The organism is Pseudarthrobacter sp. O4, assembly GCF_050157025.1.
In the GTDB taxonomy this organism is placed as follows: Bacteria; Actinomycetota; Actinomycetes; order Actinomycetales; family Micrococcaceae; genus Arthrobacter.
Genome location: NZ_CP189591.1, coordinates 2067065 through 2089748 on the forward strand (window position 1 = coordinate 2067065; position 22684 = coordinate 2089748).

The 22684-nt window shown below is 67.0% G+C and carries 19 protein-coding genes, 1 pseudogene and 1 riboswitch; of the genes and pseudogenes, 14 read left to right on the forward strand and 6 right to left on the reverse strand.

All coding sequences use genetic code 11. The annotated features are described in order from the left end of the window. Positions 1–6 precede the first annotated feature (6 nt). The 4 genes from ACQCSU_RS09510 to ACQCSU_RS09525 all read left to right on the forward strand — a co-directional run bounded on the left by ACQCSU_RS09510 (position 7) and on the right by ACQCSU_RS09525 (position 5348). Complete coding sequence (locus ACQCSU_RS09510; protein WP_426979487.1) at positions 7–2115, forward strand: glycosyltransferase; 2109 nt, start codon at positions 7–9, stop codon at positions 2113–2115. Beyond that, complete coding sequence (locus ACQCSU_RS09515; protein ID WP_426979488.1) at positions 2112–3995, forward strand: hypothetical protein; 1884 nt, start codon at positions 2112–2114, stop codon at positions 3993–3995. Before ACQCSU_RS09510 ends, ACQCSU_RS09515 begins: the two co-directional genes overlap by 4 nt. After that, positions 3985–4362 carry a hypothetical protein gene (locus ACQCSU_RS09520; protein WP_426979489.1) on the forward strand — a complete coding sequence of 126 codons (378 nt, stop codon included), beginning with the start codon at positions 3985–3987 and terminating at the stop codon, positions 4360–4362. The genes ACQCSU_RS09515 and ACQCSU_RS09520 overlap by 11 nt, the downstream gene beginning before the upstream one ends. Before the next feature lie 515 nt (positions 4363–4877). Continuing rightward, positions 4878–5348, forward strand: coding sequence for a hypothetical protein (locus ACQCSU_RS09525; RefSeq protein WP_426979490.1), 471 nt, complete (start codon positions 4878–4880; stop codon positions 5346–5348). Between the two features lie 107 nt (positions 5349–5455). Here ACQCSU_RS09525 and ACQCSU_RS09530 read toward each other — a convergent pair whose 3' ends face one another. Further along, positions 5456–6055, reverse strand: coding sequence for a phosphoribosylanthranilate isomerase (locus tag ACQCSU_RS09530; RefSeq protein WP_426979491.1), 600 nt, complete (start codon positions 6053–6055; stop codon positions 5456–5458). Positions 6056–6182: 127 nt separating this feature from the next. Here ACQCSU_RS09530 and ACQCSU_RS09535 point away from each other — a divergent pair, with 127 nt between their 5' ends. The 5 genes from ACQCSU_RS09535 (at position 6183) to ACQCSU_RS09555 (ending at position 10033) form a co-directional block, all read left to right on the forward strand. Then, the gene (locus ACQCSU_RS09535) at positions 6183–6848 is read left to right on the forward strand and encodes a HutD/Ves family protein (protein WP_426979492.1); all 666 of its coding nucleotides are present in this window, start codon (positions 6183–6185) and stop codon (positions 6846–6848) included. Between the two features lie 496 nt (positions 6849–7344). Then, a riboswitch (guanidine-III (ykkC-III) riboswitch) is annotated at positions 7345–7411 on the forward strand. Between the two features lie 9 nt (positions 7412–7420). Beyond that, positions 7421–7744 (forward strand): DMT family transporter, encoded by a 324-nt coding sequence (locus tag ACQCSU_RS09540; RefSeq protein WP_426979493.1) that lies wholly within the window; start codon positions 7421–7423, stop codon positions 7742–7744. A gap of 2 nt (positions 7745–7746) precedes the next feature. Continuing rightward, entirely contained in the window at positions 7747–8157 is a 411-nt protein-coding gene (locus tag ACQCSU_RS09545; protein WP_426979494.1) for a DMT family transporter, read from the forward strand. Between the two features lie 193 nt (positions 8158–8350). Next, positions 8351–9361: an aldo/keto reductase gene (locus ACQCSU_RS09550; protein ID WP_426979495.1), complete on the forward strand. Its 1011-nt coding sequence runs from the start codon at positions 8351–8353 to the stop codon at positions 9359–9361. A gap of 21 nt (positions 9362–9382) precedes the next feature. After that, positions 9383–10033 (forward strand): MBL fold metallo-hydrolase, encoded by a 651-nt coding sequence (locus ACQCSU_RS09555; RefSeq protein ID WP_426979496.1) that lies wholly within the window; start codon positions 9383–9385, stop codon positions 10031–10033. Positions 10034–10152: 119 nt separating this feature from the next. On the opposite strand, the gene ACQCSU_RS09560 is transcribed toward ACQCSU_RS09555, so the two are convergent. Then, positions 10153–12033, reverse strand: coding sequence for a DEAD/DEAH box helicase (locus ACQCSU_RS09560; protein ID WP_426979497.1), 1881 nt, complete (start codon positions 12031–12033; stop codon positions 10153–10155). Between the two features lie 530 nt (positions 12034–12563). On the opposite strand from ACQCSU_RS09560, the gene ACQCSU_RS09565 reads away from it, so the two are divergent. Further along, positions 12564–13238 carry a class I SAM-dependent methyltransferase gene (locus ACQCSU_RS09565; RefSeq protein WP_426979498.1) on the forward strand — a complete coding sequence of 225 codons (675 nt, stop codon included), beginning with the start codon at positions 12564–12566 and terminating at the stop codon, positions 13236–13238. A 165-nt stretch (positions 13239–13403) separates the two neighbouring features. On the opposite strand, the gene ACQCSU_RS09570 is transcribed toward ACQCSU_RS09565, so the two are convergent. Further along, positions 13404–13847 (reverse strand): GtrA family protein, encoded by a 444-nt coding sequence (locus ACQCSU_RS09570; RefSeq protein ID WP_426979499.1) that lies wholly within the window; start codon positions 13845–13847, stop codon positions 13404–13406. Between the two features lie 256 nt (positions 13848–14103). Here ACQCSU_RS09570 and ACQCSU_RS09575 point away from each other — a divergent pair, with 256 nt between their 5' ends. Beyond that, positions 14104–15723, forward strand: coding sequence for a DUF2142 domain-containing protein (locus ACQCSU_RS09575; protein ID WP_426979500.1), 1620 nt, complete (start codon positions 14104–14106; stop codon positions 15721–15723). 45 nt (positions 15724–15768) lie between these two features. Here ACQCSU_RS09575 and ACQCSU_RS09580 read toward each other — a convergent pair whose 3' ends face one another. Beyond that, a complete protein-coding gene (locus ACQCSU_RS09580; protein ID WP_426979501.1) occupies positions 15769–17208 on the reverse strand; it encodes an MFS transporter in 1440 nt (479 codons plus the stop codon). Between the two features lie 105 nt (positions 17209–17313). Here ACQCSU_RS09580 and ACQCSU_RS09585 point away from each other — a divergent pair. Further along, positions 17314–17475: pseudogene (locus tag ACQCSU_RS09585) on the forward strand (MerR family DNA-binding transcriptional regulator); the annotation flags it as partial. Between the two features lie 74 nt (positions 17476–17549). On the opposite strand, the gene ACQCSU_RS09590 reads toward ACQCSU_RS09585, so the two are convergent. Beyond that, the gene (locus ACQCSU_RS09590) at positions 17550–18584 is read right to left on the reverse strand and encodes an Lrp/AsnC family transcriptional regulator (protein ID WP_426979502.1); all 1035 of its coding nucleotides are present in this window, start codon (positions 18582–18584) and stop codon (positions 17550–17552) included. A 170-nt stretch (positions 18585–18754) separates the two neighbouring features. Here ACQCSU_RS09590 and ACQCSU_RS09595 point away from each other — a divergent pair, with 170 nt between their 5' ends. Both ACQCSU_RS09595 and ACQCSU_RS09600 read left to right on the forward strand, forming a co-directional pair. Next, positions 18755–20029, forward strand: a complete 1275-nt coding sequence (locus ACQCSU_RS09595) for a M20 metallopeptidase family protein (RefSeq protein WP_426979503.1) — start codon at positions 18755–18757, stop codon at positions 20027–20029. Between the two features lie 15 nt (positions 20030–20044). Then, complete coding sequence (locus ACQCSU_RS09600) at positions 20045–21328, forward strand: MFS transporter (RefSeq protein WP_426979504.1); 1284 nt, start codon at positions 20045–20047, stop codon at positions 21326–21328. A gap of 104 nt (positions 21329–21432) precedes the next feature. On the opposite strand, the gene ACQCSU_RS09605 is transcribed toward ACQCSU_RS09600, so the two are convergent. Beyond that, positions 21433–22659 (reverse strand): MFS transporter, encoded by a 1227-nt coding sequence (locus ACQCSU_RS09605; protein ID WP_426979752.1) that lies wholly within the window; start codon positions 22657–22659, stop codon positions 21433–21435. Positions 22660–22684 lie beyond the last annotated feature (25 nt).

The following is a 22684-nucleotide window of genomic DNA, read 5'->3' on the forward strand; positions in this document are numbered from 1 at the left end:
AGGGACGTGGTCGATCTTGATGTGTCGGTGATCGTTCCGGCGCGAAACGCCGCCGCTTGGCTGGGCGAGTGCCTGGAGTCCATCACCGGTCAGGGTCCGCGCGAAGTGATCGTGGTCGATGGCTGTTCAACCGACGACACGGTCGAGATCGCGCGCTCCTTCGGTGCTCAGGTCATTTCCGATGAGGGCCGGGGCCTGCCTGCAGCACGAATGCTGGGTGTCCAGAGCGCCCGCTGCGACGTCGTCACCTTGATAGACGCCGACGTCGTCCTCCCGCCGGGCAGCCTGGAGCGGCTGCTGGGCGAATTCGAAACGGGCGGCTTCGACGGTCTGCAGTTCGGGCTGGCCAGCGAGGCCGACGGGCCCGGCTACTGGGGATCAGCCCTGGCCTGGCACCACAACCACAGCCGGGTGCGGTCATGGTTCGGCGTCTGCGCCACGCTCATACGCCGGGACCTATTGCTTTCGGTCGGATTCGATGACTCCTTCCGCTCCGGCGAGGATGTTGAGTTGCGGATCCGTCTGGAAAAGGCCGGTTATCGGCTTGGAGTGTCCCCCACGACAGTGGTACGGCACCGGTTTGCCGACACCTTTGACGGGGCGCGGGACCAATGGGAGCAGGACGGCGCCGGAATGGCGCGTACAATCCGCAAACATCCAGGCCGCGCGGGCTGGATGGTTGTGCTCCCCCTGCTGGCGACCGTCCGAGGGGTGGGAATGTCCCTTGTTCGCGCACCCCGATACTTGCCCTATTGGCCGGGCTTCTTCCTCTATAACTACCGGTCCATGATCGGTGAGATCCTGCGCCCGGCAGGCCAGCCGCTCTCCGTTGGCGGAAACGCGGCTTGGCTGGCCGCTGCCAGGGTGGCCCCCATGCTCACGGGTTTCCTCTTCTGGGCACTGGTGGCTCTCGTACTTCCCCCCGCCCAAACTGGTTTGGGGTCGGTGGTGATATCGGCGGCACTCCTGACGGTGCAATTGGGTATGTTCGGCGTTGGACCGGCCACATTGACCCTCCTGCCCGCGCAATCGGACGGCGGCCGCCGCCTCATCGCCACGAGCCTGCTTACCGTTGCGACCTTCTCACTTGCGGTGGCCGCAGGACTTGCAGCAATAACACACTCCTTCGGTTCGGGGGTCGGCGAGGCCTGGAACGACCCACTGGTCACAGCCATATTCCTCGCCACGGCTGTCTTCGCCGCAGTCGCCTATCAGCTGGACCACATCGGCGTCGCCCAGGAGCGCGCCGACCGCGCACTCACCCGCAGCATCGTGCAGAGCATCGTCCAGCTCGCCGTGGTGGCACTCGCCTTCGTGCTCGGAATCCACGAACTGTCGGTAGTGGTCGGCGCAGTTGCAACCGGTGCCCTGGCCAGTGTGGTGGTGGGACTGCGCCAACTCCGCCGCGCCAGGGTCTCTCCCGACTGGCGGCACGGACTGCGGCCCCGGCACGCACTGAAACTCTTGAAACCCGGGCTGCCAAACCACGCCCTGATGCTTGCCGACCGGGCACCCGGCTACCTGTTGCCCCTGATCGTCGCAGCAACGCTCGGCCCAGCGGCGACAGCGGCCTGGTACATCGTCTGGATGATGGCCTCGGCAGTGTTCTTCGTGCCGCAGTCCGCGGGTTTTTCCCTCCAGACGGCGCTGGCCGGAACGCGTTCCAGGCCCGGCCTTGTCGTGTCCGCCATCCGGGCCAGCCTCCTGCTCACTCTGGTGGCCGGCGGACTGCTTATCTTTGTCGGGCCCCTCCTGCTCCGTTTTCTTGGGCCGGATTATGCCTCGGCCTGGGTGCTGATTCCCATTCTCGTCCCGGCGCTCCTCCTGAGCTGCGTCACCCAGGTCTACTACGGGTTGTGCCGGGCCCAGGGGCGTCTTTTTGAATCCACATCGGTCGCCGCAGTGGCCGCGGCCCTGGTGCTGGGGCCGGCTCCCGCCGTCGCCCAATTACACGGCCTCACCGGCGTCTCCCTGCTCTGGTCCGTCGCGCAATCTGTGGTGGCCCTGATTGCTAGCTGGCGCCTGATAGCACTGACCCATACCAAGGCCTCTTCCGCGGCCGTCCAGATTCCTTCGTCGGCGCGCCAAGAGCCGACCGGAATGGAGACACCATGACTCACGAAACTGCAGCAGCAACTGTCCCCCTGACTACCCGGGACGCTCCAATGGACGATATCCGGCGCGCGGGTGCGAAACCGCCCGCCGGCACCGGCCCCGGATTGACTCCCATCTGGCACATCGGCGCGCTCATCGTCCTCGGCGCTCTATCCCTGATTCTCGGAATCTGGAGCCTGAGCACGGTCGATCCCCGGCAGATCGGCGGTTCCGGCCTCATTGGAGCACTGCCCCCCGCTTATTTCGTGGCTCTCGCCCTCAGCCTGGTCGGATTCGTCGCCGCCCTGAACCTTCCCCGGTTCAATGCGGTCCTCCAGACCTGGCAGATCTTGGTCACGGTGCTGATCCTGCATGGCGCCGACCCGATCATCCATGGCCTTCCGCGGCTCGAGGCAAGTTACCGGCATCTCGGGATTGCCGACACGATTGCCCAATCCGGACAGCTGGACCCGACGTTGGACGCCTACTTCAATTGGCCGGGCTTCTTCGACCTGCTGGGAATGCTCTCGGGCGCGACCGGGGTGAAGGACCTGATGGGCGTGGCCACGTGGGCACCCATCGGAGTCAACATAATCCTGCTCGCTCCACTGCTGGCACTGGCGACAAGGCTGACTGCCCATCGCCGCCAGGCCTGGGCCGCAGTGTGGCTCTTCTATTTGACCAGCTGGGTCGGCCAGGACTACCTGGCGCCGCAGGCTTACGCCTTCGTGCTGCTGATCACCCTCATCGCCTGCATCCTCAGTAGCTTCACCGGGTGGGCATGGCGGACGGACCGGAACCGCTTCACCATCGCTTTGGCGCGGATCGTCGGCAGGCTGGACGCAGCCAGTCCCCGGCAGGGCCTCGCGGTTCCATCCCGAGGAAATGCGGCCATCCTCGTCGTGGTCTGTTCGGTGATCCTCTTCGCCATGACCGCTTCACACCAACTGACTCCCTTCGCGGCAATCCCGATCCTGGCCGCCTTAATGCTGACCGGCCGCCTGCGACTCCGCTTTCTTCCTGTTCTAGCGTTGATGCTGCCGTTGGGATGGCTGGTCTTTGCGGCATCAGCGTATTTGCAGGGACACTATGAGGAGCTGTTTAGCTCGTTTGGCGACATCGGCGCAAACACGTTCGGCACGCTGAGCTCAAGAGTCTCAGGCAGCAGCTCCCACATGTTTGTGGTCTACACCCGCCTGGCCGAGGTGGCGCTGCTGTGGATACTGGCTGCGGTGGGCGCCGTGGTGGGCCGGCGGCGGAGGGCGCCCTGGCTCACGGCCGCGGTATGTGCGCTGGCGGTGCTGGTCCTCGTCCCGGTCCAGCCCTATGGAGGCGAGCTGCTACTTCGGCTCTACCTCTTCAGCCTGCCGTTCACGGTGTGCCTGGCGGTGCTTCCGCTGATGTCGGACAAGCCCAATGGCCCGGGTCTGCGTCGCGGCATCGCCCTCTTGCTGCTGGGGGCTGTTCTCGCCACGACCACCATCGTGACCAGATACGGCAACGAAATCATGGAGAGCTTCACTACCGACGAAATCGCCCTTGTTAACCGCCTCTACGAGACCGCACCCGCCGGGTCCGTGCTCATCGAGGCCGTGCGCAATACACCGTGGAAGTTCCAGCACTACTCCGGATACGACTACCGGGCGCTGGCTCCAGCCGAACCGAGGCCTGGCGCAAACCCGCTGACGTGTGAAGCCGCCAATCAAATAGCCGCCCGTTCCGGGGCCTACTTGATCGTCACGGTGAGTCAGCTTCACGCCGCGGAACTGCGCGGCTCAACGCCCTTGGGGGACCTGCAGAACTTGGTCGCCACGTGCGGCACCAGCCCCGGCTGGACGAGGGTTGCCGAGAACGACGACGGCGTGATCTTCCATATCGAAGGAGCAAGAAATGGCAATTGAACGACGTTACGTAAGCTTTGCGACGGCCGCCGTCGCGATAGCCGCCGTGCCGCTGTCATTTTTCGGCCCCGAGGGCCTCCGCCTGGCCGTCATCGGGCTGCTGATGCTCGCCGGCCCGGGAACGGCTCTGGTCCTGCTGCTACGGTTCGGTCCGCCGCCCTCCGCGCAGAGCAGTGGAGCGCTACCTCTCGCCATCGCCATCGCCATTGCCTTCAGCCTCGCGATGTCCACACTCGTATCGACGGCGATGGTCTACGCACGTCTCTGGTCACCTCCGGCAGGCGTGTGTCTCCTGTCCCTCGTCACACTTGGCTTGCTGGCACTCGAGGTCAACCGTTCCCGCGTCTCCCCGGCAGGTGCAAAATGATGGTTTTCCTGACCGGGCTAGCTGCCATCACCTCGCTGGTGACCTGCGATGTATTGCGGGTATTAAACCCCGACAAACCACTCCCGCGGGCCGCGGCCTATGCGACGGCGGCCCTTCTTTCCGTAGCAGGTGTCTCGGTAGTAGCGCAGCTGATGCGCCTCCTGTAAGCGGCACCAGTCTGCCCATGCCGCTGGGCCAGTTCGCACCCGTCGAACTACTGACAGTAATCAACAACTGATACTGAGAGTAAATCAATGAGAACACTAAAAGCACTCAGCACTGCGGGAACGTTAGGGCTGCTCGTAGCCGGTTCCCTTGTTTTCGGTTCCGCCCAAGCCGCTACCGCCGCAACCTGCAGTCCCGCGCCGAAAATCTCCTATCCCGGAAGCGTCGTATTAGCGACGAGCTTTGAGACCGGCGGCTTTTGCGGCCTTGTCCCGAAGGTGTCGGGAACCGGCACAGCGACTCTTTCGAGTACGTCGCCGCACACCGGGTCCAAGTCAGCCAAACTGCATGTGACCACCGATTCCGGTTCCCTCGCCAATTTTTCCACGCCTTCCTTCCCCTCGGGCACCAAGACTGCCTACGCAGACGGCTGGTTCAATATCACCGCCGCCGGGGTCTCCGGCAACGATGTACCGTACTTCCGGTTCTTCTCAGGCACCACCCGGATCGCCGATATCTACCGGTACAACAGCAACGGGCAGCTGTGGCTGCGGGTCACCGCGCCCAGCGGGTCGTTCGTCTACACGAAGCTGATCTCCGGAAGCATCTCCTTGAAGGCCTGGCATCACGTCACCATGCGTGTCACGACAAACGGCTCTAAGTCAACGGTCCAGGTGTGGTTTGACGGAGTGCAGAAATACTCCAGCAGTGCAGTCAGTATGGCCGGCACCAGCCTGAGCAAGGTTCAGCTGGGGGCCGAGCACTACCGGCAGAAGGGCGATGAGTACATCGATGACGTCGTCATCACGCGCTCGCCCTGACCGTAGGAGCCTGCCTGTCTGAGAGGTATGCCGATCCTGCACAACCATGAAGGGCGGTGGCCGGGGAAATTCCCCGGCTACCGCCCTTCGTCCGCGTTCGAACAGCCCTAGGCTGACTTGGCCGATTTCACGAACACACTGATCTTGGCCAGGTCTTTGACACCGCGGGTTGATTCGACGCCGGAGGACACGTCAACGCCCCACGCCCCGGCCTGTGCCGCCGCGTCGGCAACATTGGCGGGATCCAGCCCCCCGGCGAGCAGCCAGTTCCGGCCTTCCAGCCCCTTGGCCCGGACGGACGAGTAATCCCATGCCTCGCCGGAACCCGGCACCGCGGCGTCGATGAGCAGCAGTTCCTCACCCCAACTGGCAAACGCCTCCGCGTCTGCGTCCATGGACACTGCCCGGATGACTTTCAGGCCGGCGTCGTGCACGGACTGCACGTCCGCCGGGGTGCGGTCGCCATGCAACTGGACCCACTCCAGCCCCGCTTGGCGGGCCAGGGCGACGGTGTCCGCCGCTGTCTCGTGCCGGAAGACGCCGACCGCGGCAACCCCGCCGGGAACATGCGCCAGAAGTTCCCGGGCTTGCGCCGGGGTCACTTCGCGGGGGCTGCGCGTCAGGACGAAACCGACGGCGTCAGCCCCGGCCGCGACCGCGGTCCGGACCGACTCAGCGGTACTGAGTCCACACACTTTGACAAACATTTGGCTCCTTCTGCAACGCTCCTGACTCTGACGTTAGCAAGATGCGGCAGCCAGCGGCAGCGTTACGTGTTCCCGTCGCCTGCCGTGCGTGCTGCTGCTCCACCGGGTCAGCGGATAGGCTGGGGCAATGGAGATCATCCGCTACGCCGAGCTGAATGCCCAACCCTGGCGCAACGGCGGCGGGGCGACCCGCGAACTGGCCCGGCGCCCGAGGCCTGCCGCAGAGGCCGCCACTGTTGATGCCGGAAGGCCGGACAGCGCATGGGACTGGCGGGTCAGCATCGCTGAGGTCTCCAAAGCCGGTGCCTTTTCCGCCTTCCCCGGCATGGACCGGGTACTCACCGTGATCGAAGGGGAACTCCTGCTCCTGAGCGTCGACGGTGCCGAGCATCCGCTAGAGAAGTACCGCCCTTTCCGGTTTTCAGGGGACGCAGACTCCGCCGGCGCACTGCCCACCGGCGACATCCGCGACCTGAATGTCATCACCCGCAACGGCAGCTTCAAGGGCTACACCTCCATCATCGAGCTCTCCAAGAAGCGGGCGCATCCCGTGTTCGAGGGCCAGTTCGGCATCCTGCTAGAGGGCCAGGCAACGGTAAGCCCCGGCACTGCGGGCTCCGAACCCGGCGTGGCGCCCGGCAGAGGGACAGCCGCCGTCACGGCGCCGGCTGCCGCCGTCGAGTCCCAGGCGCTGAACCGCTACGACGCCGTCGTCGGCTCTGACGCGGCGACGCCGGAAATCCTGGGCCGCGGCTTCCTCGCCGTCGTCTCGATCGACCAGGTGGCTGGGTAGCTCCAGCGGGCTGGCTTTCCGACGTCTTCACGCGGGCGGCGCCCACGCCCACCGAGTCCGCCGACAGCCGCTGCGCGAGCCAGCTGGGGACGATCGAGACGACGATCAGGCCCACGGCCACGCCGTTGACCACCGGCGCCTGGTTGGGCCGGAACAGGTTCTGCAGGATCCAGATCGGCAGTGTGGTGTCGCCGGCCCCGATCGTGAAGGTGGTCACGATCATTTCATCGAAGCTCAGCGCAAACGCGAGCAGCCGCCGGCGAGCAGGGCGGACCGGAGCTGGCGGAACGTCACCAGCCTGAACGTGGTGAACACGCCGGCGCCCAGACCGGCGGATGCCTCCTCCAGTCCCCGCGCATCCGGCGGAGCCGGGCGATGACGTTGTTGAACACGGTAGCCATGCCGAAGGTGGCCTGCGCGATCACCACGGTCCACAGGGTTAGCGGGACTCCGAGGATGGTAGTTCGCCGCCCCGCGCGGGGGTTGCTACTCTGGGTCCCAGGCCCCTTCTCCGGGTCTCCGGACGACGGTTCAGTACCCGGCACGCGACAAGACTGGCCACGGGAGCCGTCATGTCATGGATCATCCTCATATTCTCCGGGGCGCTCGAAGCCGTCTGGGCCGCCGCCCTGCACCGCACCTCGCAGGCCACGGGCCGCCGCCGGCTGCTTCCGGCCCTGATCTTCCTCGTCTCCATCCTCGCCAGCACCGGCGGGTTGGCCATCGCCATGCAGTCGATTCCGACCGGCACGGCCTATGCGGTGTGGGTGGGGGTCGGCGTCGTCCTGACCTCCGGCTACGCGATGATCACCAAAATTGAACGCGCGACTGCCGTGCGGATCCTGCTGCTCGGCGGGATCGCCGCGTGTGTGGCCGGCCTGAAGCTGGTGGCGTGATCATGGCAACCAAACCGGCGCCGGGATCAGCAACCCGCTGGCTCTTCCTGCTCGCCTCTGCCGTGCTGGAGGCGGTCTGGGCCACGGCCCTGGGCCTTTCCGACGGGTTCAGCCGGCCGCTGCCCACCGTGGTCTTCGCCGTGACGGCCACGCTGAGCATGGTCGGGCTGGGCCTTGCTGTGAAGCGCATTCCGCTCGGGACGGCTTATGCCGTCTGGGTGGGGATCGGCGCGGCCCTGACGGTCGGCTGGGCAATGGCGAGCGGCGTCGAGCCCGCCAGCCCGCTGAAACTGCTCTTCATGGCAGGGATCGTGGGCTGCGCTGCGGCACTGAAACTGCTGCCGGCCGGGGCTCCGGCCAGAGACCCGGCCGCACCGCGGCCGCCGTCCCCCGCAGAAACTCCCCACGTCTGAGCCAGTACGACGGCGTGTCCCCCGCGACGCGCCGTCGTACTGGCCACGCCACATTCAAAGGTGGGGAGAATCTTCCGGCCGGTCCGGCAACCGGGGGCGGAATACTCCTGCGCCGGGCGGGGTTCTTGGCTGGGACGGCATTTCCCGCAGCACGGCCTTTCACGGCAGCACCGACAGCGAATGGAGACCCACGATGGCAGCAGCATCAGTCCAGCTCGGCGACGGACTAAGAGTCAGCCCGCTCGGATTCGGCGGCATGGCCCTGACCCCGGTGTACGGCGAGGTGGACCCGGCCGAGGCCCTGCGGACCCTGTATCACGCGGTGGATACCGGCGTCAGCTTCATCGACACGGCGGACATCTACGGCGGCGGCAGCAACGAGGAGCTGATTGCCCGGCTGCTCAAGGAACGCCGCGGCGAAGTCCAGCTGGCCACCAAGTTCGGCCTCGTGGGCACACCGTCGGCGGGCTACACGGACATCCGGGGCGACGCCGCCTACGTGCGGCAGGCCGTGGACCGCAGCCTGCAACGGCTGGGCACCGACTCGATCGACCTGTACTACATGCACCGCCGTGACCTCCGCGTTCCGATAGTGGAAACCGTGGAGGCCATGGCGGGGCTGGTGCAGGCCGGCAAGGTGCGGCATCTCGGCCTGTCAGAGGTGACGGCCGAGGAGCTCCGTGTTGCCAGCAGCATCCACCCGATCGCCGCGGTCCAGAGCGAATGGTCCATCTGGAGCCGCGATGTGGAACGCAACGTGGTTCCCGCCGCGGCCGAACTCGGGGTGGGCTTTGTGCCCTATTCACCGCTGGGCCGGGGATTCCTCACCGGCACCGTGGACGCCTCAACGCTGGGCGCCAACGACTTCCGCCGCAACATCCCGCGCTTCGCCGAGGACGCTGCCGACGCCAACCAGGCCGTGGTGGCAGCCGTGCGGACTGTCGCCGCAGAGCTCACCGTCGCCGGGCGCAGTGCAACACCGGCCCAGGTGGCGCTGGCCTGGCTCCTAGCGCAGGGACGGAAGCTGGGCCTGCCCGTGGTCCCCATCCCCGGCACGCGCAAGGCGGACCGGATCGACGAGAACCTGGGCGCCCTGGCGCTCGACTTCTCCGCAGCGCAACTCGAGAGGCTCGACGCCGCCGCGGACGCCGTCGTCGGCTCCCGCTCCGCGGACCCCAGCTGGGTGTCCGAGGGACGTGAATAGCGCCTCCGTAGACTGTTGCCCATGGACTCGCTCATTCGCTCTTTACGTGACATCACCATCCGCCGGATTTCGGTCGGCGAGATGGACAACAACGTGTATCTGCTCACCAGCAAGGCATCCGGCGCGCAGCTCCTGATCGATGCGGCCGATGATCTGGCCGCCATCCAGGAGCTGCTCGCGGACGCCGCCGCAGATACTTCAGCGACGCCGAAGCTGGCGCTGATTGCCACCACGCACCAGCACTGGGACCACGTCCGTGCGCTGCCGGGCCTGGTGGAAGCCACCGGTGTGAAAACGGCGGCCGGGACGGATGATGCCCCGGAGCTGCCGGTGCCGGTGGATGTCCTGCTGGAGCACGGGGACGTCGGCAACTTCGACGGCTTCGACGTGACGGCAGTGCACCTGCGCGGCCACACTCCGGGCTCGATCGCCCTCGTGTACCAGGACCCGGAAGGCCCGGCGCACATTTTCTCCGGCGACTCGCTGTTCCCGGGAGGCGTGGGCAACACCCAGAACGATCCTGAGCGTTTCGCCCAGCTCATTACCGATGTGAGCGAGCGGCTTTTCGATGTGTACCGGGATGACACCATAGTGCATCCGGGCCACGGCAAGCCGACCACCCTGGGGGCGGAACGCCCGCATCTGTCTGAGTGGCGCGCCCGCGGCTGGTAGGCCTACGGTTGCCCTGCGCCTAGCTGCTGGCGCTGCGCTTTCGGACGGACGCTACGGGAATCCCCGTAGCGTCCGTCCGTTTCTGTAGCGAAAACCCGTGTGGCGGAAAACCGAAACCGTTAGCGGCTGCGGCGTTCGTTCGACGCCGGTGCGGACGCGCGGCGGGGGCCGCCGCTGCGTGCCGGACGGCCTTCACCAGAGCGGCCGTTGCCGCCGCCTGCGTAGGAGCCGCCGGAGGTGCCGCCGGTGTTGGATGACCAGACAGCCGCGCTTGCTCCGGTTTTGCTTCCTCCGGTTTTGCTTCCGGCGGATTGGGCGCCGGCAGCTGCACGCTGGCCCGTCGCCGGACGTCCGCCGCGCTGGCCGCCAGTCGAAGCACCCGTGCGGGGTGCGCCGCTGCGCGGTGCGCCGCTGCGTCCTTCTGAGGCGCGTCCGTCCGAACCGCGGCCTGCCGCGGCGCGGCCGCCCGCTGCCGGTACATCGTTGCGGTGAGTGCCATAGGAAGTTGACCGGCCGCGGGCGTTGCGGCGCTCGGCGCGCTCGGCATCCATGCGGTCCTCGTTCTTCTCGATGACACGCTCTGCAGCGTTGCGCGCAGCCGCCTGGCCTTCGTAGGCCACGGCACGGCGCTCGGCACGGGGAAGATCGGTGCGGGGAGCCTCGGTTCCGACGCGTCCGCGTCCGCCACGTCCACCACGGCCACCCGCGGTGGGTGCCGCCTGGGTGGTGCGGCGGGCGCGCTTGCGCTCGGCGTTGGCACCGGTGGAGCTGCCGCCGCCCTGATTGGACTTGGCGGCCAGCAGCGCGGCGCGGGTGCGCGGATCGATCTTGTCGGCAATTTCGCCAACCAGTTCGGCGACCAGCGGGGAGTTGGCGGTGACGCGCTCGAAGTTGACCTCGACGCCGGCAGCCTTCATCAGCTTCTTGACGTCGGACTGCTGCTCCGGCAGGGTCAGCGTGACCACGGTGCCATCGGAACCGGCGCGGGCCGTTCGGCCCGAGCGGTGCAGGTAAGCCTTGTGCTCCGTGGGCGGATCCACGTGGATGACCAGTTCGACGTCGTCGACGTGGACGCCGCGGGCTGCGACGTCGGTGGCCACCAGGACGCGGACGTCGCCGGAGGAGAACTCGGCCAGGTTGCGGTCACGGGCGTTCTGCGAGAGGTTGCCGTGCAGATCGACGGCGGGGATGCCGGCGTCGGTCAGGGTCTTGGCCAGCTTGCGGGCGTGGTGCTTGGTGCGCATGAACAGCATCCGGCGGCCGGCACCCGAGGCGAGCTCGACGATCAGCTGCTTCTTGACGGTCTGGTCGTTGACAACCAGCACATGGTGTTCCATGGTGGTCACCGCGGCCTGCGGATCGTCCACGGAGTGGGTCAGCGGGTTGGACAGGTAGCGCTGGACAATCTTGTCCACGCCGTTGTCCAGGGTGGCGGAGAACAGCAGGCGCTGGCCCTGGCTGGGGGTCATGTCCATGAGCTTCTTGACCACCGGCAGGAAGCCGAGGTCCGCCATGTGGTCGGCCTCGTCCAGCACGGTGATCTCGACGGCCTCGAGGGTCAGGATGCGCTGGCGGATCAGGTCCTCCAGGCGGCCCGGGCAGGCGATGACGATGTCGACGCCGGCGCGCAGGGCCTTTTCCTGGCGGGCCTGGGAGATGCCGCCGTAGATCACGGTGGTGGTCAGGCCCATGGCCTTGGCCATCGGCTCGATGGTCGCGTTGATCTGGGTGGCCAGTTCACGGGTGGGGGCAAGGACCAGGCCCATCGGGCGGCCGGGCTTGCGGAAGTGCTTGGCTTCCCGCTCGGCGAGTCGTGCCACAAGCGGGATGGCGAAGGCGATGGTCTTGCCGGAGCCGGTGCGGCCGCGGCCCAGGACGTCGCGTCCGGCCAGGGTGTCCGGGAGAGTCTTGACCTGGATGGGGAACGGTTCCAGGATTCCCTGTGCAGTCAGGGTGTCGGCGAGTGCCTTGGGCGTGCCGAGGGCAGCAAAAGTAGTCATATAGTCAAAGGTCTTTCAGGCGGTATCCATGCGGATATCGGCCCCCGGTGCCGGTTGGCCCAGGGGTTCGCCGAAGAAAAGTCAGGTGATCAACCGGGCTGCCACCAACCTTGCGGCAGCGGCGGCCGGGACCAAATAGAACGCGTTCATCGACGCAGGATGTGCCTCTCACATGAAAAAAACCCACTCCTTGCGATCGGATTCCGGGAGGAATCCAGCAGGGGAACCGGTTGATGAACCGGAACTGATCAATCAAGACCATAGGTGGGCATCACTGCACATCAAGTTCCACCACTCTATCATCCGGGCAGGGTTGGGCCCGCTTCCGCGGCCGGGCCCCCTCAACCAGACCGGCCCGGTCCCCTGATACGACGTGGGCGCGGCACCATCCGGCGCACGGATCTGGCCGCGAACGGCTCCGCCTGCAGCCTGCACCCGGAACACCTCGGCAGCGATTCCGCACGGTGATTCCCTGTTCCGCCAACCCGGGCCGGACTGCCATGATGTGTGAAGCGACCAGGAGGAGAACCATGACGGAGCACCAGCACGACGGCGGCACGGACGAAAGCACAGCGGCGCAGCTGTGGGACGAGAGATACAGCAGCCGCGTCAAAGTGTGGAGCGGACGGCCGAATCCGCAACTGCTCGCCGAGGCGTCCGAGCTGCCGCCGGGCCGCGCCTTGGACCTGGGCTGCGGCGAGGGCGCCGACGCCATCTGGCTCGCCAGCCGGGGCTGGACCGTTACCGCACTGGATGTCTCCGCCGTCGCGCTTGAACGGGCAGCTGCCCATGCCCGGGAGACGGGTCACACCGGAAAGATCGAGTGGGTGCAGCAGGATCTTGCCACGTGGGTGCCGGAACGGCTGTACGAGCTGGTCACCGCCCAGTTCCTGCACTCGACGCTGATGCCGTGGCAACAGGCGCTGCAGCTGGCCGCCGCTGCAGTGCGGACGGGCGGCACGCTGCTCGTGGTCGGCCATCACCCCGAGGGACTGCCGCCGTGGGGAAACCACCACTCAGGAAATCACCACCCAATCGAGAAGTACTTCACCGCCGAGGAGGCGGCACGGGAACTGGGGATCGAGGCACCCGAGTGGCACGTCGACGTCCTGGAGAGCCGGCGCCGCAGTGCGACGGGCCCGGACGGCGAGGCTGCCGGGCTCACAGATGCCGTGCTGCGCGCCACCCGGCTCGCCGCCCGCTGAGCTCCGATTCCCGGGCCCCGGCCGGCGCGGCCGGCCTTTCCCGTCGCAGGCGTGGTGGGTTTAAGTGCTCGGCCTGCCCCGGAACGCCTGACCACGTGACCGTCAGGCTCGGTCCAGCGTTTCTTGTAACGAGCCACATTTTCAAGTCAGCGGGTGGCGGGCAATCTATTTGGGAGGCATGCCCTGATCCTCAGGGGATGGAACTGGTCCGAGGATGCCGGTCGGCGTCAGGTCCACGTGTCCGGCGCCCGCGTTCGCGGGCTTGAAAATCCAGTGCTTGTAGAGGAGAAAATTCCAGGCAGTGGTTGCGACCGTCGCGGCCACCTTGCCGATGGCGTAGGACTGTCCGGAAGCCGCAATGAGATTGACGACCAGGTCTGTGGCCACGAGGTTGAAAACCACCAGGGTCCCATACTTCAGAAAGCTCAGGTGGGCCCGCGAGTTCGACTGGAAAGTGAACTTACGCTGGATGAAGAAATTGAACACGAGACTGGCCAGGAACGCGATTGGCGTGGCGATCCACAGATCAACCCCGCCCACTTCGTGCAGCAGGGCAAGCAAACCGAGGTCGATTGCGAAGGAAGCCACCCCCACCACAAGGAACTTCACCAGGTGTCCATTGCGCACAGAAGCTTGGACACGCCTCAGGAGCCTCGTGAAAGATTCCCGAATGATCTGAATACCGCCCGTGTAGTTGAATTGCCCGACGTTCCGTCATTCAGGACACCAAAAGAGTCTATGCCAGGCACCCCCTTGTCCATATCCAGCATCCAAGCGCGGCCGGACCGTGCTCGCTGTACGACAAGAAAGACCAAGTAGGGTTAGGAACTTAACCGCAGTCGAAACAGGGAGATGCCAACCCCCAGTGAAATCAGGAAAAGAGTCCCGGGGGCTCCTGCGCTTCCTCGCCCTGTTTGCCCTGGTCGGCCTGTTAACGACTCTTTGGTCCTTGGCCAGCCCGCTCATCTCCGTCCCGGACGAACAAGCCCACGTCATTAAGGCGGCAGCCGTGGTGCGCGGGCAGCTTCGAGGCGATTCCGGTGTGGCTCAAGGCGAACGAACACAGGTACTGGTTCCCCAGTACATTGCATCCACGGACAAGCTACAGACCTGTTACGCGGGCAACGCTCTGTTGACGGCCGATTGCAGCCCCAGCCTCCCGTCCGACACCACAATCGTTCGCGCCCTCACGAGCGCCGGCAGCTACAACCCCATGTACTACGCGGTCGCGGGCATCCCCAGCCTCTTCATGTCCGGCGACGAAGCCGTCTATACGATGAGAATTGTCAGCGGCCTGTTCACTGCTGCGTTCATTGCAGTGGCTCTGTTTTCCCTGAGTGGCCTGCGCCGGTGGAGGGCTCCACTGTTCGTCGGAACATTCGCAATAACTCCAATGGTCCTGTTTCTCTCTGGGGCCGTGAATCCCAATTCCCTCGAGGTCGCAACCTCCATGGCCATGTTCTGCGCGCTCTCCCTGACCTGGGAACGAGTCGAATCCAGGGCTTCCTGGAAGGTTCCCCTGGCGCTTGCCGCAATGTCCGCTGTGGTGCTGGCTAACACCCGCGCCGCGTCACTGTTATGGCTGGCGCTGGGGGTGACGGCTTCCTTGTTGATATTCGGTTACCGGCCCATGGTGTCCGTGCTGCGGCACCGGTTTGTCTGGGCCATGGCAGCTGTAGTTGCACTCGGCTGCGCACTGTCGCTGATATGGCTGAGGTACGCCAACAGCCTTCAGAACTTAGTAGGGAATGGCTCTGAGGACCCTCCGGTGCAGATCGTGGCGGTCATGCTCGATCGGACGTTCGACTTCGCAACGGGCTATGTTTCCTATCTGGGCTGGCTCGACACCTTAGGCCCGACGGGGGTGCTCGCCGTCTGGGCTGCCCTGATCATCGGTGCGGTGTGTGCAGCCTTGTCTATTGGCAACAGACCCGGGCGGCTCGCGGTGGGCTTTCTCCTGACAGCAGTCGTCGCCCTCCCCCCGATCCTTCAGATTCCCCTGGCGAAGGACGTCGGCATCATCTGGCAAGGGCGCTACATCCTGGCACTGGTTGTGGTGCTGATTGCGGCAAGCGGCATAGCCGTACGGTCCTTCACCGTTGGCCAGGCCGATTCTGCGCGCCGCGCCAGCGCCGTGCTGCTCACGGTAATGGTGTTCGGCCACTTCTACGCCTTCATTAATGGGATGCGCCGCTATGTCATCGGACTGGAAGACCGATCCAATTGGAGTGACATGGTCACCGCACCACGGTGGGAGCCACCTCTAGGATGGATTACCCTCACGATCGCTTACCTGGCCGTACTCCTGGTGGCCGCCGTGCTCCTGCATCATTGGGTCTCAAGGCCTGCCGGGATGCTCCCGGAGGAATCCGGAGTCCAGCCCACCGCGCGGAGTGTCAGCCCGATGCGGAGATTGCGGACCGAAAAGAAAAATGCAGAACGCGTCAAGGCACCTGCCGCTGACGCTCAGCGGCCGGAGGCTTAGTGCCTTCCGGCTGGGGTTGCTGAAGATCGAGGGAGACGCCACGCCCTAGGCCCCGGAGCTGCCGGCGGAAGGCGCGGCCACGCGCGGGGCGACCACAACGGCGGCGACGCCGATGGCAGCGGTCAGCGCGAAGACCCCGGCAAAGGAGGCCGCCGTCGTCGTGAATGTGGCAAAGACGACTCCCGTCGTGGCGAGTGCCAGCGCGCCGCCGAGGGAATCGGAAATCGACATGGCCGAGCTGTTGAAGCCTTCGGTGTCCTTGGTCGACAGGGCCAGGGTCATCACGCTCAACCGCGGGTACATCAGCCCCATGCCCCCGCCGGCAAACAGCCACCCCGTGATCGCGACGGCGGCCGGCCAGCCAAGCACGGTGGTCACCAGGGCCAGGACGACGGCGCCGAGCACCAGCCCCGCACCGATCCGGACCGCGCGCCGGTGGTCCAGTCGGGGTCCGAGCCGGCCCTGGATGGCGGACGCCGCGGCCCATGCGAGGGCTCCGCCGGTGAGGGTGAGGCCGGCAAAGGCCGGTGCGAAGACGTAGCGTTCCACCAGCAGGTAGGGCAGGTACACCTCAGCGCCGAAGAAAGCCGCCGACGCCAGCCCGCGGGTGAGGATCACGCTGGGGAGCCCGCGGCGCGCCGTGAGCGTGCCGCGGGGCACGAGCGGACGGACGGCGACGAGCGCCACGGCGACGGCGGCTGCCGCGAGCACGCCGCCGGCGACCGGGACCTCGGCGGACAGGTTCAGGCCCAGCACGGCGAGCGCGGCCAAGGCTGCCCAGGCCAGCCGCCCATAGCCCCACGGCGCCCGGCCCGGCTTGGACGTCGGCTCGCTCTCCGTCAACTCGCCCGCGGGGGTGCCGTGCAGTCCGCGCAGGGCCGGAACGATCATGAGCAGCGCCGGCACCACCAGGCCCACGACGCCGAGGAAGACCCAGTGCCAGCTGGCGAGCTGGGCCACGAGTCCGGCGGCGAAGGGGCCCACGAGGGAGGGGATCACCCAGGCTGCGGCAAACGCGGCGAAGATCTTCGGGTGCAGTACCGGCGGATAGATCCGGGCCACCACGACGTAGAGGGCCACCGTCATGGCGCCGCCGCCGAGGCCCTGCACCAGCCGGCCGGCCACCAGGGCGGCCATGCTCCCGGCCGTTCCGGCGATCAGGAGGCCCAGCACGAACAGGGCCACGGAGGCGTACAGGGGTCCGACGGGACCCCGTCGGTCGGACCAGTTGCCGGCCGCCACCATACCGATGACCCCGGTGGCGAGAGGACCGGCGAACGCCAGCGCGTAGAGCCCGGCGCCGTCCAGCTCGCGGCTGACGAGCGGCATGATGGTGGTGACCGCCATGGACTCGAAGGCGGCCAGGAACACCAGGGCGCAGGCGCCCAGGGTCACCAGCAGGTAGCTGCGGTGGAAGATGCCGGCCGATTCCGGGGCCGGGGCGGGGGCGGTACGGGGCAAGGGCGTGGCCTGATCGATAGTCATGGACGCAACCGTAGGACCTCAACTAAAGTTCAGGTCAAGGCCCGTCCTCCCGCGGTTTCGCTGGGGAGTTTTCGGCGAAGCTTGGGTGAAGGCTAAAGGGGAAGCATGCCACAGCTGGCGGGCGGTGCGCACCACCTGCTGAGTATCGGCGAGGTGTCCGAGCGCAGCGGCGTGGCGCCGTCGGCCCTGCATTTCTACGAACGCAACGGGCTGATCTCCTCCACCCGCAACTCCGGCAACCAGCGGCGGTACCGGCCCCCGACGCTGGGAGAGCGCCCCCAATTAGCGCAGTTGTTGTCGTTTAGGGCGCGCGGAACGACAACTATTGCCGGCCAGTTGGGCTAACCCTGCACGTCGAGGCCTTGGGCGGGGACGACGACGGCGCCGCTCGCCGTCGAGTCCGGGTTCAGCATCCAGCCCACGCGCTTGACGGTGCTGAGCATCACGACGCTCTCGGCCAGCTCGATGCCCGGCACCCGCTGCCGCAGCGCCAGTTCGGCATTCATCACCTCCGCCAGCGAATGCAGCCACATGATGATCACGAAATTCGTCCGGCCCGTGGTGGAGGCACTCAACCGGACGTTGCGCAGGCCGCGGAGCTGCGTCGCGGCGGCCTCGTGCTGGCCCGCCGGGACGTTGGCGAACCACTGGCAGGTCACCGGGTAGCCGGAATACTTCTGCGCCACCTCGCACCGGAAGGACAGTATTCCGCTGGCCAGGACCCGGTTCAGCTGGCGCTGCACCGTGGCGGGGTGCCGGCCCAGGGCGCGGGCGATTTCGGCCGACGTCGCGCGCCCGTCCCGGGACAGGAAAGGCAGCAGGGCGAGATGGCTGGCGGGCAGCGGCGGACCGACGGGTTTCGCCGGCAGCAGCCCCGCGGTTTCCGGACCCGCCAGCGCACGAAGCGCCGCCTGCTGGGAGCGCTCCAGAACGTTGAGCCGCCAGGCGTCGCCGCCGCTGTGCAGCCGGGTGCAGAGCGCGGTCTGGTACTTCAGCAGCCCATTGATGTCCTTGAACCGGGCCACGACGTCGGCGCTGAACGCCTCCAGGGAGGGCGTGATCACGGTCAGCATCAGGTCGCGGTTGCTCGCGGCCTCCTCGACGGTCACCACCGCGGGAAGGGCGGCGAGCGCGGCCGTGACCTCGGCCCGTCGGTGCATCTCACAGTCGATATCCACGAAGGCCAGACACATCTGCTTCGGATCACCGATCAGGTGGGCCGTCACCCAGGAGGCGCCGGCTGAGCGCAGTCGCTCCCAGCGGGCCGCGAGCGTGGTGGCGTGGACGCCCAGGACGTCCGAGGCGTCCTGCCAGCTCAGGCGCGGAGCTATCTGCAGCGCATTGATGAGCGCCAAGTCTTCCTCGCTGAGCTCCATTGCACCTCCAAACCTTCGCCGCTGCGTGAAAACGCATCATTTGCCCTGTTCCTTGCATTATTCCAGCGAGTCCGTGGAATGTGAGGCGCGCCACTGCAAAATGGAACGAACGGAGTAAGAAACCAAGAGTCCGGGTATCCGGACGGACCAACCATAGACCAGGAGGACGGATGCCGATCGCCGCAGACGCCAAGGAACTGCAGAGGGACCTCGCCCGGTTCCGGCACGAACTGCACCGGGAACCGGAGATCGGCCTGGATCTGCCGCGGACCCAGGAGAAAGTGCTCAAGGCCCTCGACGGGCTCCCGTACGAGATCACCCTCGGCCAGGACACGACGTCGGTCACTGCGGTCCTCCGCGGACAGGGACCGTGGCGGGAGGCCGCCGACGGGCAGGCACACCGGCCCGCAGTGCTGCTCCGGGCGGACATGGACGGCCTGCCCGTCCAGGAGAAGACCGGCGCGGCGTTCACCTCGCGGATCGACGGCGCCATGCACGCCTGCGGGCACGACCTCCACACGGCCATGCTCACCGGAGCCGCCACCCTCCTGGCCGAGCGGCGGCACGAACTCGCCGGCGACGTCGTCCTGATGTTCCAGCCCGGCGAGGAGGGCTTCGACGGCGCCAGCTACATGATCCGCGAGGGCGTCCTGGAAGCGTCCGGACGCCGGGTGGACGCCGCCTACGGCATGCACGTGTTCTCCTCCCTTGAGCCGCACGGCACGTTCTGCACGAAGCCGGGCGTCATGCTCAGCGCCTCCGACGGGCTGGTGGTCACCGTGCTGGGCGCCGGCGGCCACGGCTCCGCGCCGCATTCGGCCAAGGATCCGGTCACGGCGGCCGCCGAAATGGTGACGGCCCTGCAAGTCATGATTACCCGTCAGTTCAACATGTTCGATCCCGTGGTCCTGACCGTGGGGGTGCTCCACGCCGGCACCAAACGCAACGTCATCCCGGAAACCGCCCGCATTGAGGCCACCATCCGGACCTTCTCCGAAGAGTCCCGGCAGAAGATGATGGAATCCGTACCCCGGCTACTCAAGGGAATCGCCGCCGCGCACGGCCTCGAGGTGGACGTGGACTACCAGCAGGAATACCCCCTCACCATTACGGACGAGGACGAAACGCACACCGCCGAAAGCGTCATCGCCGGCATGTTCGGCGATTCCAGGCTCTCCCGCTGGGCAACGCCGATAAGCGGCTCCGAGGATTTCTCGCGCGTCCTGGCCGAAGTCCCCGGCACATTCGTGGGCCTCAGTGCCGTCGCCCCCGGCGCGGACCACACGGCCACCCCGTTCAACCACTCCCCCTACGCCACGTTCGACGACGGGGTCCTCGCCGACGGCGCGGCGCTCTACGCCGAACTGGCCCTGCAGCGCCTTACGGCCCTGGCCGCCGGCTCCGGCTCGGCCGCTGCAGCCGCAGCTCCCGCCATCCGCAACTGACCCTAGAGAGATCCAATGACAACCACGCTCAACCCGCAGCGCGAAGCCCGGGCCCTCCGGAAAACCATCGTCGGAACCGGCATCGGCAACGCCGTCGAATGGTACGACTGGGCCATCTACGCCACCTTCACGCCCTTCATCGCCAGCCAGCTCTTCAGCAAGGCGGACCCCGCCTCAGCGGTGCTGTCCACCCTGGCGATCTTCGCCGTCGGCTTCGTGGCACGGCCGTTCGGCGGGTTCCTGTTTGGCTGGATCGGCGACCGGGTGGGCCGCAAGACATCGATGACGCTCGCCGTCGGGCTGGCCTCGCTTGGCAGCCTTCTGATCGGCATTGCCCCCACCTTCGCGGCCGTCGGCGTCTGGGCGTCCCTGATGCTCCTCGTGGCCCGGCTGGTCCAGGGGCTCGCGCACGGCGGTGAGCTGCCGTCGTCGCAGACCTACCTGTCCGAGATCGCGCCCAGGGAACGCCGCGGGCTCTGGTCGACCCTGATCTACACCTCCGGCACCGTGGGAATCCTGTTCGGGACGCTGCTGGGCGCGGTCCTGAACATGAGCCTCAGCACCGAAATGATGAACGCCTGGGGCTGGCGGATCCCGTTCCTGATCGGCGCCGTGATGGGCCTCTACGCCCTGGTCATGCGCGCCCGGATGCACGAAAGCAGCGTCTTCGAGGGTGAATCCCCGGCCGAGAAGCGCGAACCGATCTGGCCGCAGATCGTCCGGCACCGCAAGCAGGCGTTCCAGGTGATCGGCCTGACCGTCGGGCTCACCGTCATCTACTACATCTGGGGCGTCGTGGCGCCCAGCTACGCCACCACCGCGCTGAAGATCGACCGCGGCGAAGCGCTGTGGGCCGGTGTCATCGGCAACGTGGTCTTCATCGCCGCCCTGCCGTTCTGGGGAAAGCTCTCGGACCGGATCGGGCGCAAGAAAGTGCTGTGGGCCGGTGCCACCGGCGCGGCTGTGCTGCACTTCCCGATGACGTGGCTGCTCAAGGATTCGGCCTGGCAGCTGGCGGTCAGTATGTCCGTGATGCTGATCTTCATCGCTGCGAGCGCCGCGATCGTTCCAGCCGTGTTCGCCGAACTGTTCCCGACCAGCATCCGCACGGTCGGCGTCGGCGTCCCCTACTCGATCTGCGTGGCCGCGTTCGGCGGAACCGCGCCGTACCTGCAGCAGTGGCTCAAGGACATCAACATGGCCCAGGCCTTCAATCTCTACGCCGTGGTCCTGCTGGTCATCAGCATCCTGTTCATCTTCAGCATCCCGGAGACCAAGGGCAAAGACCTGCGCGGCTGAGGACTCCTTCCGGTCCCCAACTGACTAGCACTAGTTGTCGTGTTGAGCGCCCAGAACGACAACAACTGCTAGTCAGTTGGGCTGGGAGGGCTGGCTGAAGGCGGTCAGCCGCCGATGAATCGGTTCCGCCCGGCACGGTAGCCGAACACCGCGCCGAGGGCACCGACGGCGAGGAACAGGATCCCGGCCGCGGCAAAAGACCCGGTGGACTGGTGCAGTTGGCCGACCAAGAGCGTGCCGGTGGACCCCAGCCCGTAGCCGACGCCCTGCATCATGCCGGACAGGTGGGCGGCGGTGTGGCCGTCGCGGGTGCGCAGCATGATCATGGTGAGCGCGACGGCCGTCAGGCTGCCCTGGCCCAGGCCGAGCAGCCCGGTCCACAGCCAGATCAGCTCCAGCGGGCCGAAGATGCTCAGGGCGAACCCGCCACCGGTCATCAGCGCCACCACGGTGTTGATGGCGCGCTGGTCACGGAACCGGGCGGCCAGGGCCGGGGCGAAGAGGGAACCGAGCATCTGCAACACGATCGAGGCGGAGACGATCAGCCCGGCCGTAGCTCCATCCACCCCGCGTTCGCGCAGGATCGGCGCCAGCCAGGCAAATACGCTGAAGGACATCATCGCCTGCAGGACCATGAAGATGGTCACCTGCCAGGCGATGGCCGAGCGCCACACCTTGACGCCGTCGGCCACCCGCTGGTGCTGGCCGTGGCGCTGCCGCACGGCCAGCGGCAGGAACAGCACAAGGACGACGCCGGCGGGCAGCGCCCAGAACCACAGCGCCACCGTCCACTCCCCCGTCGCGCTGAAAACCGGGTAGGTGAAACCGGCGCCGAGGGCCGCCGAGGCGCAGATCGCTGTCGTGTAGAGGCCGCCCATCAGGCCGAGCCGGTGCGGGAAGTCCCGCTTCACGAGGCCCGGGAGCAGCACGTTGCAGAGCGAAATCGCGGCGCCGCAGGCCGCCGTTCCGGCCAGCAGCGCGGGCAGATGTCCGGCCCCCGCGGCGTCCAACGGCCGCAGCAGCAGTCCGGCGGTCAGTACCGCCATGGCACCGAGCAGCACGCGCTCCGCGCCGAAACGGCGCGCCAGTACCGGGGCGAGCGGGGCGAACACCCCGAGCAGCGTCACCGGCACCGTGGTGAGGACCACCACCGCCCAGCCCGGCAGTCCGGCGTCGGCCGTCACTTCGGGCAGGACCGCAGAGAAACTGGCGAAGACTGTGCGGAGGTTCAGTCCGATCAGGACCAGGCACAGGCCCAGGTAGACCAGCGCGCGGCGGCTGCCGACGCTGGTGGGCGCGGCCGCGGGCACGTCGTCGATCTCGGCATCCACGAGCGTGCTGGGGCGGTCCCTGAGG